This is a genomic window from Staphylococcus sp. GDY8P119P, assembly GCF_017892075.1.
Classification (GTDB): Bacteria; Bacillota; Bacilli; order Staphylococcales; family Staphylococcaceae; genus Staphylococcus; species Staphylococcus ureilyticus.
On the sequence record NZ_JAESKJ010000001.1, the window covers coordinates 499739 to 516760 of the forward strand.

General features: G+C 33.0%; 16 protein-coding genes. 10 read left to right on the forward strand and 6 right to left on the reverse strand.

Features of this window, described 5'->3' with window-relative positions:
• Window positions 1–63: 63 nt before the first annotated feature.
• The 3 genes from KA830_RS02305 to KA830_RS02315 all read left to right on the forward strand — a co-directional run bounded on the left by KA830_RS02305 (window position 64) and on the right by KA830_RS02315 (window position 5779).
• Complete coding sequence (locus KA830_RS02305; RefSeq protein ID WP_070037659.1) at window positions 64–825, forward strand: VOC family protein; 762 nt, start codon at window positions 64–66, stop codon at window positions 823–825.
• A 366-nt stretch (window positions 826–1191) separates the two neighbouring features.
• Window positions 1192–2439 (forward strand): lipid II:glycine glycyltransferase FemX, encoded by a 1248-nt coding sequence (locus KA830_RS02310; protein ID WP_073343808.1) that lies wholly within the window; start codon window positions 1192–1194, stop codon window positions 2437–2439.
• 169 nt (window positions 2440–2608) lie between these two features.
• Window positions 2609–5779, forward strand: a complete 3171-nt coding sequence (locus tag KA830_RS02315) for an efflux RND transporter permease subunit (RefSeq protein ID WP_210122916.1) — start codon at window positions 2609–2611, stop codon at window positions 5777–5779.
• A 176-nt stretch (window positions 5780–5955) separates the two neighbouring features.
• Here the strand turns inward: KA830_RS02315 and mspA are convergent, their stop codons facing one another.
• Together mspA and KA830_RS02325 are read right to left on the reverse strand one after the other, a co-directional pair.
• Window positions 5956–6273: a membrane stabilizing protein MspA gene (gene mspA / locus KA830_RS02320; RefSeq protein WP_046208433.1), complete on the reverse strand. Its 318-nt coding sequence runs from the start codon at window positions 6271–6273 to the stop codon at window positions 5956–5958.
• Between the two features lie 63 nt (window positions 6274–6336).
• A complete protein-coding gene (locus KA830_RS02325) occupies window positions 6337–6513 on the reverse strand; it encodes an SE1832 family protein (protein WP_164987263.1) in 177 nt (58 codons plus the stop codon).
• Window positions 6514–6660: 147 nt separating this feature from the next.
• Here KA830_RS02325 and KA830_RS02330 point away from each other — a divergent pair, with 147 nt between their 5' ends.
• The gene (locus KA830_RS02330; protein WP_204180264.1) at window positions 6661–7569 is read left to right on the forward strand and encodes an AEC family transporter; all 909 of its coding nucleotides are present in this window, start codon (window positions 6661–6663) and stop codon (window positions 7567–7569) included.
• Window positions 7570–7706: 137 nt separating this feature from the next.
• On the opposite strand, the gene KA830_RS02335 is transcribed toward KA830_RS02330, so the two are convergent.
• The 3 genes from KA830_RS02335 to KA830_RS02345 form a co-directional block, all read right to left on the reverse strand.
• The gene (locus KA830_RS02335; protein ID WP_204180265.1) at window positions 7707–8498 is read right to left on the reverse strand and encodes a glucose 1-dehydrogenase; all 792 of its coding nucleotides are present in this window, start codon (window positions 8496–8498) and stop codon (window positions 7707–7709) included.
• Between the two features lie 78 nt (window positions 8499–8576).
• Entirely contained in the window at window positions 8577–9434 is an 858-nt protein-coding gene (locus tag KA830_RS02340; protein WP_046208430.1) for a RhaT/GlcU family sugar-proton symporter, read from the reverse strand.
• A 190-nt stretch (window positions 9435–9624) separates the two neighbouring features.
• Window positions 9625–10494: a GNAT family N-acetyltransferase gene (locus KA830_RS02345; protein WP_073343794.1), complete on the reverse strand. Its 870-nt coding sequence runs from the start codon at window positions 10492–10494 to the stop codon at window positions 9625–9627.
• A 121-nt stretch (window positions 10495–10615) separates the two neighbouring features.
• Between KA830_RS02345 and KA830_RS02350 the strand changes: the two genes are divergently transcribed.
• Both KA830_RS02350 and KA830_RS02355 read left to right on the forward strand, forming a co-directional pair.
• Entirely contained in the window at window positions 10616–12754 is a 2139-nt protein-coding gene (locus KA830_RS02350) for a DNA topoisomerase III (protein WP_204180266.1), read from the forward strand.
• A 111-nt stretch (window positions 12755–12865) separates the two neighbouring features.
• Window positions 12866–14200 (forward strand): NCS2 family permease, encoded by a 1335-nt coding sequence (locus tag KA830_RS02355; protein ID WP_046208428.1) that lies wholly within the window; start codon window positions 12866–12868, stop codon window positions 14198–14200.
• A gap of 130 nt (window positions 14201–14330) precedes the next feature.
• Here KA830_RS02355 and KA830_RS02360 read toward each other — a convergent pair whose 3' ends face one another.
• Window positions 14331–14723, reverse strand: a complete 393-nt coding sequence (locus tag KA830_RS02360; RefSeq protein WP_204180267.1) for a hypothetical protein — start codon at window positions 14721–14723, stop codon at window positions 14331–14333.
• 352 nt (window positions 14724–15075) lie between these two features.
• Between KA830_RS02360 and rpsJ the strand changes: the two genes are divergently transcribed.
• Genes rpsJ through rplW form a run of 4 tightly spaced genes read left to right on the forward strand, consistent with a single transcriptional unit; the run spans window position 15076 to window position 16997 of the window.
• Complete coding sequence (gene rpsJ / locus KA830_RS02365) at window positions 15076–15384, forward strand: 30S ribosomal protein S10 (protein ID WP_194375799.1); 309 nt, start codon at window positions 15076–15078, stop codon at window positions 15382–15384.
• A gap of 27 nt (window positions 15385–15411) precedes the next feature.
• The gene (rplC, locus tag KA830_RS02370; RefSeq protein ID WP_046208426.1) at window positions 15412–16071 is read left to right on the forward strand and encodes a 50S ribosomal protein L3; all 660 of its coding nucleotides are present in this window, start codon (window positions 15412–15414) and stop codon (window positions 16069–16071) included.
• A gap of 27 nt (window positions 16072–16098) precedes the next feature.
• Window positions 16099–16722, forward strand: a complete 624-nt coding sequence (gene rplD / locus KA830_RS02375) for a 50S ribosomal protein L4 (protein WP_046208425.1) — start codon at window positions 16099–16101, stop codon at window positions 16720–16722.
• A complete protein-coding gene (gene rplW / locus KA830_RS02380; RefSeq protein ID WP_046208424.1) occupies window positions 16722–16997 on the forward strand; it encodes a 50S ribosomal protein L23 in 276 nt (91 codons plus the stop codon). Before rplD ends, rplW begins: the two co-directional genes overlap by 1 nt.
• Window positions 16998–17022 lie beyond the last annotated feature (25 nt).

The following is a 17022-nucleotide window of genomic DNA, read 5'->3' on the forward strand; positions in this document are numbered from 1 at the left end:
CAGAAGTAAACGCTTAAACAATTTGTTAGAATAAATATAAAGAAAAAGTAGGGGGATCAAGGTTTGCAAGATTTAAAATTAGATCATATCGTTCATTATGTACAACAATTAGATAATTTCAAATTCCCAGGCCATTTATTTACGCTATATCAAGGTGGTAAGCATGATCAATTAGGCACATATAATCGTTTAGCGTACTTAAATAATGCTTACATTGAATTACTGGATATTTATAAACCAGAAAAATTGCAAAAAATAGTCAAAAGTGAAGAAGGGCGAGTCTCATTTCCTTCAAAAATCGTTCAAGATCAGTATAAACAAGGACTGAAAACAATAGCATTTCAAACGCAAGATATTACTAAACTAAAAGAAAAACTTGAAGCACAAAATATAGATGTTATAGGTCCTGTAGAAATGGAAAGGGAAAATACTAAAGGAGAAAAGACTACATGGCGCTTGTTATATATAGCTGATCCAGATTATAGAGTTAAACCGCCATTTTTTATTCAATGGAATGAAAATATTGAAACAAGAGAAGAAAAGCTAACATCATTACGGCAAAACGCCTTTAGTATCAAGGGGATTGAAATTAATAGTACAGAAAGAACACATACGGTTGAAAAATGGCAACAGTGGTTTGGGATGGAAGTCGTGAATGATACAGAAACGTTCACAACATTAAAGTTGAAAAACGATGATATTGTATATCGTATTTACGATGGTGAGTATTCAGGTTATAAAGCGGTTACTTTGAAAGACGATCATACAACTTCACCGTACACTTTAATCATTAGAGGGCTTAAGTACAAAGTTGAAGCGGATTAGTAAATGTAAACATACATACTATGTGCAATAACGATGATGTGTATCACAGAAGTAATTAGTGTTAAAATAGTTAAGTAAGTTCCCCATTTATTTTTATTAGATAAAAGTAGTAAATACACTGTTGCTACAAATGTAAAAACAGCGAGAATGATTCTTAAACTTAGATATGAAACATTAAACGTTGTACTAAATGTTTGGATTACAAAAATTAAATTGATTAAAAAGAGTAATGACAATATAATGTTACGCACTAGAACACCTCATTTCGTATCATATTATAGCAAATAATAGGAAATGATGTGAAAGAATGTGTGAAGCAATGTATAATAACAAAGTATGTAATGGTAAAAGGAGATATCAGTTTTTATGGAAAAGATGAATATAACAAATCAAGCTCATGATGCATTTGTTAAAGCGCATCCGCAAGGTGATCTATTACAATTAACAAAATGGGCAGAAACAAAGCGATTGACTGGCTGGTACTCAAAGCGTATCGCAGTAGGTGAAGATGGTGAGATTTTAGGAGTGGCCCAGTTATTATTTAAAAAGGTTCCTAAATTGCCTTATACGCTATGCTATATTTCAAGAGGTTTTGTAACAGATTATAGTAATAAACTCGCATTAGAAACATTACTAGAATACGCAATTCAGATAGCAAAAGAAGAAAAAGCTTATGCAATAAAAATCGACCCTGATGTTGAAGTAGATAATGGTGCTGATGCACTTACACATTTAAGAGCATTAGGTTTTAGACATAAAGGGTTTAAAGAAGGACTTTCGAAAGATTATATCCAACCAAGAATGACAATGATAACACAGATTGATAAAAACGATGACGCTTTAATTCAAAGTTTTGAAAGACGTAATCGTTCAAAAGTTAGATTGGCATTAAAACGTGGTACGAAAGTAGAACGTTCTGATAGAGAAGGTTTGAAAACATTTGCCGAATTAACGAAAATTACGGGTGAAAGAGATGGCTTTTTAACGAGAGATATTAGCTATTTCCAAAATATATATGATACTTTACATCCCGATGGAGATGCAGAATTATTCTTAGTGAAATTAGAGCCTAAACCCGTGCTTAAGGATTTACGCCAAGATTTAGCGCAGTTAGAAAAGGAAAAAGAAAAGCTAGCTGAAAAAAAACAAGATAAAAAGACATTAAATAAAATAAACGATGCTGACAATAAAATGAAAAAAACGCAAGAACTTATCAATGAGATGGAAGCTTTAGAAGCTAAGCACCCAGAAGGATTATATTTATCAGGTGCATTGCTTGTGTTTGCTGGAAATAAATCTTATTATCTGTATGGCGCGTCATCAAATGATTATCGAGACTTCTTGCCAAATCATCACATGCAATTTGCAATGATGCAATACGCTCGAGCACATGGTGCAAAAACATATGATTTTGGTGGCACAGATAATGATCCCGATAAGGAATCAGACCATTATGGATTGTGGGCATTTAAGAAAGTATGGGGAACTTATTTAAGTGAAAAAATAGGTGAATTTGATTATGTGTTAAACAAACCATTATATCAAGTTATTGAAAATGTTAAACCTAAATTGACTAAAGCTAAAATAAAACTTTCACGTAAATTAAAACGTTAGTAGTTTTGTTTGTGATTTTGTAAAAAAGTAGACACGTTATAAAGTTTTAATATGCAACTTAAACTTTATAACGTGCATTTTTTATGAATTTAGAAAATACATATATAATTAAGCGTAATGAAATTAAATGAAGTATCGCATTAAATTGCTAGTTGAGAGGAGAAAAGATATGATTAAAAAACTATTACAGTTTTCACTTGGAAATAAGTTTGCAATTTTTCTTATGGTATTGCTGGTCATTTTAGGTGGTGTGTATTCAAGTGCAAAAATGAAACTTGAATTATTACCTGATGTTGAGCCACCAGTGATTACAGTACAAACAACCATGCCTGGTGCTACACCAGAAACGGTGAAGGAAGAAATTAGTGATAAAATTGATGACCAAATAAGGTCAATGGCAAGTGTGAAAAATGTTAATGCACAATCTATTCAAAATGCTTCTATGGTTTCTGTTGAATATGAAAATGGTACAGATATGGATAAGGCAGAAAACGATTTAAAAAAAGAACTTGATAAAATTAAGTTTGATGATGGTGTGGAAGACCCCGACTTAACAAGGAATTCAATGAATGCTTTTCCAATTGTGGCTTATTCTTTTACCACAAAGGATAATAATTTAAAAGATACAACAAAAAAAGTTAACAATCAGTTACTACCTAAACTTCAAACAATCGATGGTGTACAAAATGCACAATTGAATGGACAAACATCTAGAGAAGTTTCAATTAAATTTGATCAAGAAAAATTACAAGACAGAGGATTGACTGTAGATAGTGTGGAACAATTCTTAAAGGGTGCCACAAGTGAAACCCCGTTAGGTTTATTCCAGTTCGGTAAAACTGAAAAGTCAGTAGTGGTTGATGGCCAATTTACTTCAATAGATGCATTGGAAAAACTTGAGATTCCATTATCAGCTTCAAGTATGAGCACTCAAGGTAACAACGATGAAAATGCAAGTCAAAGTACTAGTGACCAAAGTTCATCACAAGGGGGTAACATGGCAGCAGCAATGCCTACCTCAGATGATCAAGACGGCGAAAATAGCATGCCTTCTGTTAAACTCAAAGACATTGCCAATATTTCAGTTGGTGATGAACGACAATCTATTTCTAAAACAAATGGCAAAGATGCAGTCAATGTACAAGTGACGAAAGCACAAGATGCCAATACTGTTAAAGTAGCAAAAGATACGAAAAAAGAAATTGATGAATTTACCAAAGACAATAAAGATATCAAAGCTACTAAAGTTATGGATACTGCGAAACCAATAGAAGACTCGCTATATACAATGATTGAAAAAGCAGCACTCGGTACGATTGTTGCCATAATTGTTATATTATTATTTTTAAGAAATATTAGAACAACAGCAATTTCAGTCGTTTCGATACCGATGTCTATATTAATTGCAATGGTTGCATTGAAATTAACAGATGTGTCGTTAAATATATTGACACTTGGTGCGTTAACAGTTGCGATAGGTCGAGTGATTGATGATTCAATTGTTGTAGTTGAAAATATTTATAGACGTTTATCAGATAAAAAAGAAACATTAACTGGTAACAACCTCATTATTAGTGCGACGAGTGAAGTGTTTAAACCGATAATGTCGTCGACAATCGTTACTATTATAGTTTTTCTACCATTGGCGTTTGTCAATGGTTCAGTAGGTGAGATGTTTAGGCCATTTGCATTAGCGATTGCATTTAGTTTACTAGCTTCTTTACTTGTTTCGATTACCATCGTACCTTCTTTAAGTGCTACTTTCTTCAAAAAAGGTGTCAAACAACAGAGAGAAGAAACATTAGGTCTGGTAGGAAGAGGATATAAACGTATACTCCGCTGGTCATTAGCGCACAAATGGATTGTAATGATTTTAAGTACAATCATTTTAATCGCTAGTATCGGTTTAGGGGCCGCTAAACTAGGGACTAGTTTTATCTCAACTGGAGAAGATAAATTCATGGCATTAACTTACACTCCTGAACCAGGTGAGACAGAGCAAGGTGTATTAGAACATGCCGAACAAGTACAAAAATACTTGAACACTAAAGATAAGGTGAAAACAGTTCAATACTCTGTAGGTGGAGCAACGCCAACGGATCCTACAGGTAGTTCAAATAGTATGGCTATCATGGTTGAATATGAGAGTGATACACCTAACTTTGATGAAGAACCAGATAAAGTATTAAAACATATCAACAAATATCATCATCCTGGAGATTGGGCAAATCAGGATATGGGTACAGGTGGTACAAATAATGAATTAGCAATCACTGTTACTGGTCCATCTGTTGATGCTATCAAAGGAACTGTCAATAAAGTCGAAAAAGAAATGAAACATATTCATGGCATTGCTAATGTTAAGTCTGATTTATCTCAAACATACGAACAATATAATATCAAAGTCGATCAAAATAAAGCTTCCAATTATGGTTTGTCTGCATCACAATTAGCCATGACATTAAATCAGAATACACCTGAGCAAAGTGTCACAACCGTAAAGGAAAATGGTAAATCGATAGATGTGAAAATTAAAGAAGATAAAGAAACGGATTGGACAGAAGAAAAACTTAAAAATACTAAAATACAAACAGCTACTGGTCAATCTATTGAATTAAGTGATATCGCAAAATTAGAAAAAACAACGACGCCAAACAAAATAGAAACTAAAGCAGGAGACTATACGTCAAAAGTTTCCGGAAAAGTGACAAATGATGATGTTGGCGGGACTTCACAGAAAGTGTTGTCACAGTTAAATAAAATAGATAAGCCGAATAACGTAGACGTCAACATGGGAGGGGCAAATGAAGATATAGGAAATGCAGTAACACAATTATCTATGGCGATGTTAGCAGCAATTATTATAGTTTATTTAGTACTTGTGTTAACATTTAAAGGCGCCTTGGCACCTTTCACCATATTATTCTCATTGCCATATACAGTGATAGGTGTAGTGGTTGCATTAGTGGTGACTGGTGAGACAATATCTGTACCTAGCATGATTGGTATGCTTATGCTAATTGGTATTGTTGTAACCAATGCAATTGTGTTAATTGATAGAGTGATTAATAAACAACATCAAGGTATGGCAATGCAAGCGGCACTGTTAGAAGCAGGAGGAACGCGTATCAGACCAATACTTATGACAGCATTAGCAACGATTGGTGCGTTGCTGCCAATGTTATTTGGTCAAGACAGTTCTATTATTATTTCAAAAGGTATGGCAGCGACTGTAGTAGGTGGATTGGTTTCTTCAACCTTATTAACTTTAATTGTTGTACCAGTAATATATGAAATATTATTTACATTAAAGTCAAAAATCTTGAGAAAAAGAAAGTAAAATAAAATGCGGACATACGAGATGACATGCTTTTTGTAGATTTTGTATGTCCGTACTTATATATATGAGCACATGTTTGAATATATAAAATCAGCCCCGATAAGTTTCTTTTAATCAGAAATCTTGTCGGGGCTGATTTATATGTGTGACGTTACAGTATTTTAAAATAGTGGTTTTTAATATAAAACTAAAGTCAAAATAACATAAATTACAAATAAGATAACGCTCATTATATTTAAAATTTGAACGGCTTTTTGGTCTTTTTTGCCGTTTTTGAAAGCTGTAATTTCTACATTACCTATGATAAGCAGTAGGACAATAAAGACCCACCAATTGATTGCTGGGAACGATAATGTTGTAATAGCTACCACGAATAATAAAAGTAAAGACATAATAATACGTAAAATACGCGTTATAATGGTGTTCATTTTAAATATACTTATGTAACTTACGATTAAATATAACACTGGCAAAAATATAAGATACAGTTGCATTTATTACATCCTTTCTATGTTCGCCCTTAATCTTAGCATGTAAGTTATTGATTTACTAGGATGTTATTTATTTTCTTTTTGTCTAATTTCTGAACGTACCTCTGACATTTCTTGCTCTATTTTTTCAAGTTGTTTTATTAAAGGATCCACAGATTGATTAACTGATTCTCTTTTTTCGAGGTCTCCTTGTAATCTAACATAATCATATTTCAGTTCCGCTAATTTATCATTTAAATCCATTCAATTACCTCCATTTTTGTTTAATGTAAGCATTTCGTATATAAGTTGAATTATAACATGGATTCGAAAGCTTCTAAAATGGTTGCCACTTATGTTAAAGTATGAAAATAGAATGAAAACAGATGATTGGATGAAAGAAGGAATAATGTGACCCAACAATTTATCATTATTATATTACTCATTGCATTAGGCTATGTACTCAAACGGATAAATTACTTTAAAGCTAACGATAGTCAAGTCTTTTCAACACTCGTATTAAACATAACATTACCTTCTTTAGTGATTGTTAATTTAAATGGTGCAAGTTTAGATTTGTCACTATCAATATTACCGATAATGATGATATTGTATGGTGTTATCGCTAAGATCATCGTGATTTGGTTTTTCTTAAAATATGACAATCACATACGTGGCACAGTTGGCATGATGACAGCTTCGCTAAATATTGGTTTATTTGCTTATCCACTTGTAGAAGCGATATGGCCTAAAACAGGAATGATATATTTTGGAATGGCAGATATAGGTGGCGCAATGATTATGTTTGGTGTTACATACTTTGTTGGCAGTTATTTCAGTAGTGCAGGTGATAATTTTGATTTTAAATATTTAGGAAAGAATTTACTTAAATCGGTTCCTTTAATGACATATATCATTATGTTTATATTAAATATGCTTAATATACACTTCCCAGAGCCTGTAATTAATTTTTTCTCTGTACTATCTGGCGCTAATATGCCACTTTCAATGATATTATTAGGTTTGATGCTCAACTTTAGTATTGATAAACGCTTCTTGCCTATTGCTTTAAAGTATTTAGGTTTACATTATGGATTGGGAATTATCGCAGGATTGCTCGTTTACTTCTTTTTACCAGTTGATAATGATATGATTAAAACAACACTACAAGTTGCTTGGTTATTACCAGTAGGTGTTGCTATTATACCTTATTCCATTCAATTTAAGTATAAGACTTTGCCACTCGTTGGAATGGTGAGTAATTTAACGATTTTAATTAGCATTATTATATTGTATGTATATCAAGCGTTATTTGTTTAATTGATTTTTGGAAGACTATGAAACGATTTGAATATAAAAAATAAGGGTCTGGGACATATCAATGGTGTCCCGGACCCTTAAATATCGAGCATAAGTATTAATGACTAAATGCATGTGTTTGGATTGGCGTGATGACTTTATCCTTTACCTCCCATAAACGCGGGGTAATTAGTCATTCCACCATCAACGTAAATGGTAGTTCCATGAATATAACTTGCTAAATCAGAGGCAAGAAATCTTGCTACATTTGCGACTTCATTTGCTTCGCCAATCTCTTTTGCCGGAATCATTTCTAATGTTTCTGCCCGTGTTGTTGGGTCTGAAAATTTTTCTTTTGTATGTTCCGTTACAATTGCCCCTGGTGAAATATTATTAATGCGGATACCATATTGAGCATATTCCATAGACATTGTTTCCATCATTAATTTTAAACCACCTTTACTAGCAGCGTAATTCACATAGTTCGGCCAAGGGATTTTATCATGTACACTTGAAGTATTAAGAATAACACCTTTTTTATTCTCTTTGAGAAATTGATTAACTGCTGCTTTGGAACCTAAAAAAGCACCTGTTAGGTTAATATCAATTACTTTTTGCCACTCATCTAAAGGCATTTCATGTGTTGGGATTGCTTTTTCAAATCCGGCATTGTTAATCATGATATCTAATGTACCAAAGTGATTTACAGTAGTTTGAATGAGGTGATCAATATCATTTTCTTTAGAGATATCTGCTTGAACTTTTAATGCTTTGCCACCAGCATTTTCAATTAATTCAATTGAGGCTTCAATAGCATCCATATGACGTTCGGATCTGTAATTTAATACGACATTCGCTTGTTCTTCACCAAACTGCTCTGCCATGGCTTTTCCAATACCACTACCAGCCCCAGTAATAATGACTACTTTTCCTGCTAAATCTTTAAACATTTAAGATTCCTCCTAGTTATTCGGCATAAATTTTGATGAATTAAAGTGTTTAGTCGAATAAGATTTTATAATACTTGATTAAGCTTTAATATTGCCTAAAACAAATGCAGCGATAACGATTAAAATGATACCTGTCCAAATGCCTATCATCTGACGTTTATCTTTTCGTTCACCTAAAAGGAAAATGCCACCAAGTGTAGAAACAATTACTAATAATTGTGAAAATGAGAAACTTGTCGCCACACCTACTTTTGGTTGTGAATAGAACATAAACAAGTTACCTATACCCCATATGACACCTGGTATCAGGTTCCAAACTGTACTTCTAATCGTAGTTTCATGTTTAGCTGATAATATTAATCCACCTATTGCCATACCAATAGATTGGAAAAATAGGGCATTCATACCATCAACACCAAAAATTTGTGCAACCACAACATAGACGACATAACCTACAGTGGAAATTAACAAGATAGGAATTGCTTTTCCAAAGTTTTTCGTACTTTCTGAAGCTTCATTTTTACCTTTAATTGAAGTAAGCGCAATACCGCCAACAAGTAAAATCATTGCAACTAGGCCAAGAATTACTTGTGTGCCAGTACTCCATTCACCTAAAAATATAGCACTAAATAAAGTAGTACCTACAAGTTGTAACCCTGTTGAAATTGGCATTGTTTTAGATACGCCAATTAAACTGACTGATTTTAATTGATAACCTTGTCCTAATGCCCAAAAAGCACCAGATATTAAACCTACAATAATGACGATGGGGTCATCGAATTTTGTATTGCCAGTAAGTAATAATAAGATACCTATGATAAGTGCACCGAAAGTAGTCCCTCTGATTTGATTGTAAGGGCCACCACCAACGAGTACATTAATTAAAACAACACTTCCCCAAAATAATGCTGGGAGCAGGGCAATTAATAAATCCATAATTAAGCTTCACTCACTCTCTATTTATTTTTACTTTCCCTTTATAAAACAATCACTGAAGATTGCCCTAGACACTCATTTTAAAGTAAAGGTATCGAATAGTAAAAATATTAGATTACAGTTCAGCTTTTTAATTTTTAAAATAGTCTACATGGATATTAAAAATGTAAAAATATAAAACACTTATAATTTAAATGTATGCCGCTACGTACTTGAATTTTTTATATTCATAATTAATGTTAAAACCTAATTCGTTGAAACGCTCAACAAGTGTAGTATTTTTACTGCGTATTTTAAAATATATCTTATCAATATCAAAAGTTGAAAAAGCAAAATGTAGAGAATATGATAGTAAATCAAAAGCAATCCCCATTAATCTGTAATCAGAGTGCGAAGAAAAGTATTTGATTTCAGCTATATGGTTGTTTTCAGCGATTTCAAGATATAAATAACCTTTTAATAATCCTTCAGACATGAATATAAATAGGCGATGGTACTCATCTAATGATTTTACAATTTCAGCAGCAGTCATTACATCATGTTTAAATGTTTGATCATGTAATTTACTAAAATAAGGGTAGAACGCAGGTTGATATTCAATAATATTTTGTTCATTACCAACATTTCCAATATCTTTTGTAGAAATGAGATAGTAGTCAGTAAAGCTATAGGATGCACCTAATGATTTCATAAACGGCAAGTATTCTTGTTCATGTTCTTCAAAAGAAAAATTAAAATTTGCAGTATCAGGTTTACTTTGAGCTAAAGCATCAAAAAGTTGTGTCATTTCTTCGATAGTAGGCGTAATATTTTTGTGTATAAATGGGCCTAATACTTTATATTTATTATCTTCGTACTTTAAAGCTAAAAGTAACATTGTAATTTCATCTTGATTGTTCACTTGTGCAAATACACCAGGATCCTGTATTGCATTGGTAATAACAGACCTAATATCATTATGCATTTGTGGTAATTTGTACAAATAAGAAGCAGATTGATAGTTAGCATTATTCAAAAATTCCAAGATTTGATCGACATCGTTCGGATTTGTTGTTTTCATATAATACCTCCATATGATGAACTATTAAGTTAATTATAAGAACTTTTTCATGTAAATGGAAGTTTTGATGTGCTATATACATGTTACAATAAGAATATCATTGAACTGAAAGGACGAAATTATGAAATCACTCATTATTGCAGAAAAACCTTCTGTAGGTAGAGATATTGCGCAAGCATTGAATATAAATGATAAACGTAATGGTTACTTTGAAAATAATAAATATATTGTGACTTGGGCATTGGGGCATTTAGTTACAAATGCTACGCCAGAACAATATGATAATAATTATAAAGAATGGAAACTTAACGATCTCCCTATTATACCTAACCGTATGAAGACGGTTGTCATAAGTAAGACCAAAAAACAATTTTCTATTGTACAATCATTAATCAATAACAAAAACACAAAAGATATTATTATCGCAACAGATGCCGGTAGAGAAGGTGAACTTGTTGCGCGTTTAATTTTGGATAAATCTCATAATAAGAAACCGATTAAAAGGTTGTGGATTAGTTCAGTAACAAAAAAAGCAATTAAAGATGGCTTTTCAAAATTACAAGATGGTCGTAAATTTAACAATTTATATTATGCAGCACTTGCTCGAAGTGAGGCAGACTGGATTGTTGGTATCAATGCAACGCGTGCATTAACTACGAAATATGATGCACAATTGTCTCTCGGTAGAGTTCAGACACCGACGATACAACTCGTTCAAATGAGACAAAACGAAATTAATCACTTTTCTCCACAAACTTATTTTAAAATGAATATTGTTGCTGGGGGGCTTACATTCCAATGTGTGACGCCAGAGACAAGTAATGATAAATCAGTTTTTGAAAAGATAAAAAGTGAAATCAGTGAGAAAGACGGTTTGATTGAAAGTATTAATAAAAAACATAAAAAGTCCTATGCACCTAAACTGTTCAGTTTAACAGATTTGCAACAAGAGGCATACAAACGTTATCACTTTGGTCCAAAAGAAACATTGAATGTTTTACAGACTTTGTATGAAAGACATAAACTAGTAACATACCCACGAACAGATTCTAATTATTTAACTGATGATATGGTAAATACACTAAAAGATAGAATACAAGCTATCATGGGCACATCGTTAAAAGAAATTGCAAAAAAACAATTAACACAATCTTTTTCAATAAATGAAAAATTTATAAATAATCAAAAAGTATCAGACCACCATGCAATTATTCCAACAGAAGTACGTCCAGATATGAATCAACTAACCCAACGTGAAACAAAAATTTATCTGATGATTGCTCAAAGATTTTTAGAAAATCTTATGCCGCCACACGAATACGAGGCTGTATCAATCCAAATTGTAAGTGAGAAATATAAATTCGAATTTAAAGATAAAATTACTAAAAAATTAGGGTTTAAAGCGATTTATGAAACTGAAGCATCAGTAAACGAGCAAATAGAAAAATTAACAAAATCATCCAAATTGCATATCACACAAGCTAAAATTGAGCACCATGAAACAACGCCACCTTCATATTTTAATGAAGGTACATTATTAAAAGCGATGGAAAGCCCACAAAAATTCTTTAAATTAAACAATAAAAAATATAATGAAACATTAAAAGAAACAGGTGGAATTGGAACTGTTGCGACTAGAGCAGATATCATTGAAAAATTATTTAATATGAATGCAATCGAATCACGTGACGGTAAAATCAAAGTTACCTCTAAAGGAAAACAAATACTAGAGCTTGCACCACAAAAATTAACATCTCCGCTATTAACTGCTGAGTGGGAAGAAAAACTATCTTTAATAGAACAAGGTAAATATAATGCCAATCAATTTATATCTGAGATGAAAAATTTCACACATGAAGTTGTCAGTGAAATTAAAGAAAGCGAACAGAATTATAAACACGATAATTTAACCACAACGGAATGTCCTACATGTGGCAAATTTATGATTAAAGTTAAAACTAAAAATGGACAAATGCTGGTTTGTCAGGATCCGAAATGTAAAACTAAAAAGAATATTCAAAGAAAAACCAATGCGCGTTGTCCAAATTGCCATAAAAAAATGATGTTGTTTGGAAAAGGAAAAGAAGCAGTATATCGTTGTGTGTGCGGACATACTGAAACACAAGCACAAATGGATAAACGTCATAAAAATAAAAAATCAGATAAAGTAAACAAAAAAGATTTAAAAAAATATATGAATAACAATGATGGCTTAGAGAACAATCCATTTCAAGATGCGTTAAAAGGTTTGAAATTTTAAATAAATCGAACGAATAGCATTAATTTTGACAAGAAGTTCGTGTTTGCTATTGTAAAATAGTGAAATTGGTATTAGAATGTGTAGGTATTTTAAAAAAAGGAGAACTAAACCGTGAAAAAGTATTTCAAGTTTGAAAAACATAAAACAAACTATAAGAAAGAGATACTTGGTGGGCTTACAACTTTCTTGTCAATGGCATATATCTTAGCTGTCAACCCTCAAGTACTAAGTTTAGCAGGCGTAAAAGGTGTTTCAGAAAATATGAAAATGGATCAAGGTGCTATTTTTGTTGCTACAGCACTAGCAGCGTTTGTTGGTTCGTTATTCATGGGCTTGATAGCTAGGTATCCAATTGCCTTAGCACCCGGCATGGGCTTAAATGCGTTTTTCGCATTTACAGTGGTGTTAACAATGGGAATTCCATGGCAAGTAGGTTTGACTGGTGTGTTATTCTCTGGTGTAGTTTTTGCAATACTGACTATGACAGGTTTAAGAGAGACCATTATTAATGCAATACCCTATCAAATGAAAATGGCGGTTTCAGCGGGTATAGGTTTGTTTATTACCTTTGTAGGATTACAAAGCTCAGGAATTATTACTAATAATGATTCTACATTAGTGACTTTGGGTCATATAACTGATGGTCCAGTATTGTTAACAATATTTGGAATTATAATAACAGTGATTCTGTATGCTGTTAGAGTACCTGGTGCTATATTTATTGGTATGGTACTAACATCTATTTTAGGTATGCTTACAGGATTAATACATACACCAAGTGGCATTGTAGGCAAAGTACCAAGTATTGAACCTACTTTTGGAGCCGCTTTTGAAGCATTCAAAGATCCCGGTCAGTTGTTCACTGTGCAATTTTTAATTGTAATTTTAACGTTTTTATTTATAGATTTCTTCGATACTGCAGGTACACTTGTTGCAGTAGCAACACAAGCAGGTATGATGAAGAATAATAAATTACCGAGAGCTGGACGCGCATTATTTTCTGATTCATTAGCAACGATAGTTGGTTCAATTTTTGGTACGACAACAACAACTTCCTATATTGAATCTACTTCAGGTGTCGCTGTAGGGGCGCGTACTGGATTTGCTAGTGTTGTTACAGGTTTTTGTTTCTTATTAGCTATATTTTTTAGTCCTTTAATGGAAGTAGTAACAAGTGCAGTGACTACACCAGCGCTTGTAGTCGTGGGCGTGTTGATGGCTGCCAACTTTGCGGAAATAGATTGGAAAAAATTCGAAGTTGCCGTACCGGCATTTATCACGATTATTATGATGCCATTATCCTATTCAATCGCAACTGGTATTGCTTGTGGTTTCATCTTTTATCCAATCACAATGTTGATTTCTAAAAGACATAAAGAAGTCCACCCAATCATGTATGCTTTAATGATATTGTTTATATTATATTTTGTATTTGTTCACGGCTAAATAAAAAATCCTTTTGCAGCGTTTCGTATCGCAGCAAAAGGATTTTTTTGTAAGCACTTATTACTAATAAAAATTTTATAAAAAAGGATGTGTTTCTTCATTATAATATAGCTATCATAACTATATATTTTTAAAACTTCTTATTCTCTTGTTTGTGTTGTGTATAAACAACTTTTGCATGTTTGTTTGGAACATAAAGTGGTGTCGAAAAAATAATTAACACAAAGAACAACATTAAAAAGAATAAAATCCAATGCACAATCATACCAACAAAAGGTACAAATGCTAAAAAGGAACCAAAAACACCTAATAAAGGAATCACTAACATTGGTTTAATAGAATTTTGTTTATCGACGACTAATATAATCACGATTACAAAGTAGAGCAATGCATTGATTAATAAAGGTTGCCAACCAAAACTAAAAATAATACTCCCACCTAAAAACGGAATACCATATATAAACTCACCAACAATTAATATTAAACTCAAAATCATAAGCGTTGTACGAATACCACTTTTCATTAATATTCACTCCTAACTAAATAATAGTATAAACGAAATAAATGAAATAGAAATAAAAAAGAACAAATAATCAATTAAAATTACAAACATCAAAAATTTCCGAAAAGAGGTTGAACTGAATAAGTAGTTCAAGTATAATAACAAGGTATGTGTTAGGCAAATAGTAAAAACTTTTGCAGAAAAGCTTGATAAATCACTGCTTTTCATGTAACATATCTAATGTTGGACTTTAAGAACACGCGATGAAGCGAAAGGTTACTGACACACCCGGCCGCTTTGCCATGGCGCTGTGTGAGATAGTTTTCGTGGAGAAGTCTATCACTTAAATGTAGACGAATAAGGAGGGAAAATTATGGCAAAACAAAAAATCAGAATCAGATTAAAAGCTTATGATCACAGAGTTATCGATCAATCTGCAGAAAAAATTGTTGAAACAGCAAAACGTTCTGGTGCAGATGTTTCTGGACCAATTCCGTTACCGACTGAAAGATCAGTTTACACTGTAATTCGTGCCGTGCATAAGGATAAAGATTCACGTGAACAATTCGAACAACGTACACATAAACGCTTAATCGATATTGTTAACCCTACACCTAAAACAGTAGATGCTCTTATGGGCTTAAACTTACCATCTGGTGTAGACATCGAAATCAAATTATAATAGAAAAATTTAGGAGGTGGACTTTCGATGACCAAAGGAATCTTAGGAAGAAAAATCGGGATGACACAAGTTTTCGGAGAAAACGGTGATTTAATCCCTGTAACAGTAGTAGAAGCTAGTGAAAACGTAGTATTACAAAAGAAAACTGAAGAAGTAGATGGCTATAATGCAATCCAAGTAGGTTATGCTGATAAAGCAGCTTACAAAAAAGGAAGCAAATCAAGCAAATATGCTAATAAGCCAGCTGAAGGTCACGCTAAAAAAGCGAGCTCAGCACCTAAGCGCTTCATTCGTGAATTCAGAAACGTCAATGTTGATGAATACGAAGTAGGTCAAGAAGTCTCAGTTGAAACATTTGAAGCTGGTGACATCATCGATGTAACTGGCGTATCTAAAGGTAAAGGATTCCAAGGTGCTATCAAGCGCCATAACCAAGCACGTGGACCAATGTCACATGGTTCTCATTTCCATAGATCACCTGGTTCAGTAGGTATGGCATCTGATGCTTCAAAAGTTTTCAAAGGACAAAAAATGCCAGGACGTATGGGTGGAAACACAGTAACAGTCCAAAACTTAGAAGTAGTTCAAGTTGACGCTGAAAACAAAGTTATCTTAGTAAAAGGTAACGTACCAGGTCCGAAAAAAGGATTCTTAGAAATTTCTTCATCAATTAAAGGTAATAAATAATTATAGAGCGAAAGGAGGAAATGCATAATGGCAAATTATGATGTATTAAAAGTAGATGGAACTAAATCAGGTTCAGTTGAATTAAGCGATGCAGTATTTGCAATCGAACCAAACAACAACGTTCTTTTTGAAGCAATTAATTTACAACGTGCTTCATTACGCCAAGGTACACATGCTGTTAAGAACCGTTCAGCAGTACGTGGTGGTGGACGTAAACCATGGAGACAAAAAGGTACAGGACGTGCGCGTCAAGGTACTATTCGTGCGCCACAATGGCGTGGTGGTGGTATCGTATTCGGACCAACACCAAGAAGCTATGCTTACAAAATGCCTAAGAAAATGCGTCGTTTAGCTTTACGCTCAGCATTATCTTTCAAAGCACAAGAAAATAGCTTAACAATTGTAGATACATTAAGTTTTGAAACTCCGAAAACAAAAGAATTCAAAACTGTACTTTCTAACTTAGAACAACCTACAAAAGTGTTAGTGATCACTGAATCTGAAGATGTAAATGTTGCACTTTCAGCACGTAACATCCCAGGTGTTCAAGTAACAACTGCACAAGGTTTAAACGTTCTAGATTTAACAAGCGCTGACAGTGTCGTAATCACAGAAGCAGCTGCTAAAAAAGTTGAGGAGGTGCTCGGATAATGGAAGCAAGAGACGTTCTTAAGCGCCCCGTAATCACTGAAAAATCTTCAGTTGCAATGGCTGAAGACAAATATACATTCGATGTTGATACTCGTGCGAATAAAACACAAGTAAAAATCGCTGTAGAAGAAATCTTTGATGTAAAAGTTGATAATGTGAATATTATTAACTACAAACCAAAGAAAAAACGTATGGGCCGTTACCAAGGCTATACAAACAAACGACGCGTAGCAATCGTTAAATTAAAAGAAGGATCAATCGATCTATTTAACTAAAAAATTACCAATAAGGAGGTAAACG

Coding starts and splice junctions, on each gene's coding strand:
- rplD (WP_046208425.1), top strand. CDS start 16,099: ATGGCAAATTATGATGTATTAAAAGTAGATGGAACTAAATCAGGTTCA.
- rplW (WP_046208424.1), top strand. CDS start 16,722: ATGGAAGCAAGAGACGTTCTTAAGCGCCCCGTAATCACTGAAAAATCT.
- KA830_RS02340 (WP_046208430.1), bottom strand. CDS start 9,434: ATGGATTTATTAATTGCCCTGCTCCCAGCATTATTTTGGGGAAGTGTT.
- mspA (WP_046208433.1), bottom strand. CDS start 6,273: ATGCAACTGTATCTTATATTTTTGCCAGTGTTATATTTAATCGTAAGT.
- KA830_RS02315 (WP_210122916.1), top strand. CDS start 2,609: ATGATTAAAAAACTATTACAGTTTTCACTTGGAAATAAGTTTGCAATT.
- KA830_RS02350 (WP_204180266.1), top strand. CDS start 10,616: ATGAAATCACTCATTATTGCAGAAAAACCTTCTGTAGGTAGAGATATT.
- KA830_RS02335 (WP_204180265.1), bottom strand. CDS start 8,498: ATGTTTAAAGATTTAGCAGGAAAAGTAGTCATTATTACTGGGGCTGGT.
- KA830_RS02360 (WP_204180267.1), bottom strand. CDS start 14,723: ATGAAAAGTGGTATTCGTACAACGCTTATGATTTTGAGTTTAATATTA.
- KA830_RS02310 (WP_073343808.1), top strand. CDS start 1,192: ATGGAAAAGATGAATATAACAAATCAAGCTCATGATGCATTTGTTAAA.
- rplC (WP_046208426.1), top strand. CDS start 15,412: ATGACCAAAGGAATCTTAGGAAGAAAAATCGGGATGACACAAGTTTTC.
- KA830_RS02345 (WP_073343794.1), bottom strand. CDS start 10,494: ATGAAAACAACAAATCCGAACGATGTCGATCAAATCTTGGAATTTTTG.
- rpsJ (WP_194375799.1), top strand. CDS start 15,076: ATGGCAAAACAAAAAATCAGAATCAGATTAAAAGCTTATGATCACAGA.
- KA830_RS02325 (WP_164987263.1), bottom strand. CDS start 6,513: ATGGATTTAAATGATAAATTAGCGGAACTGAAATATGATTATGTTAGA.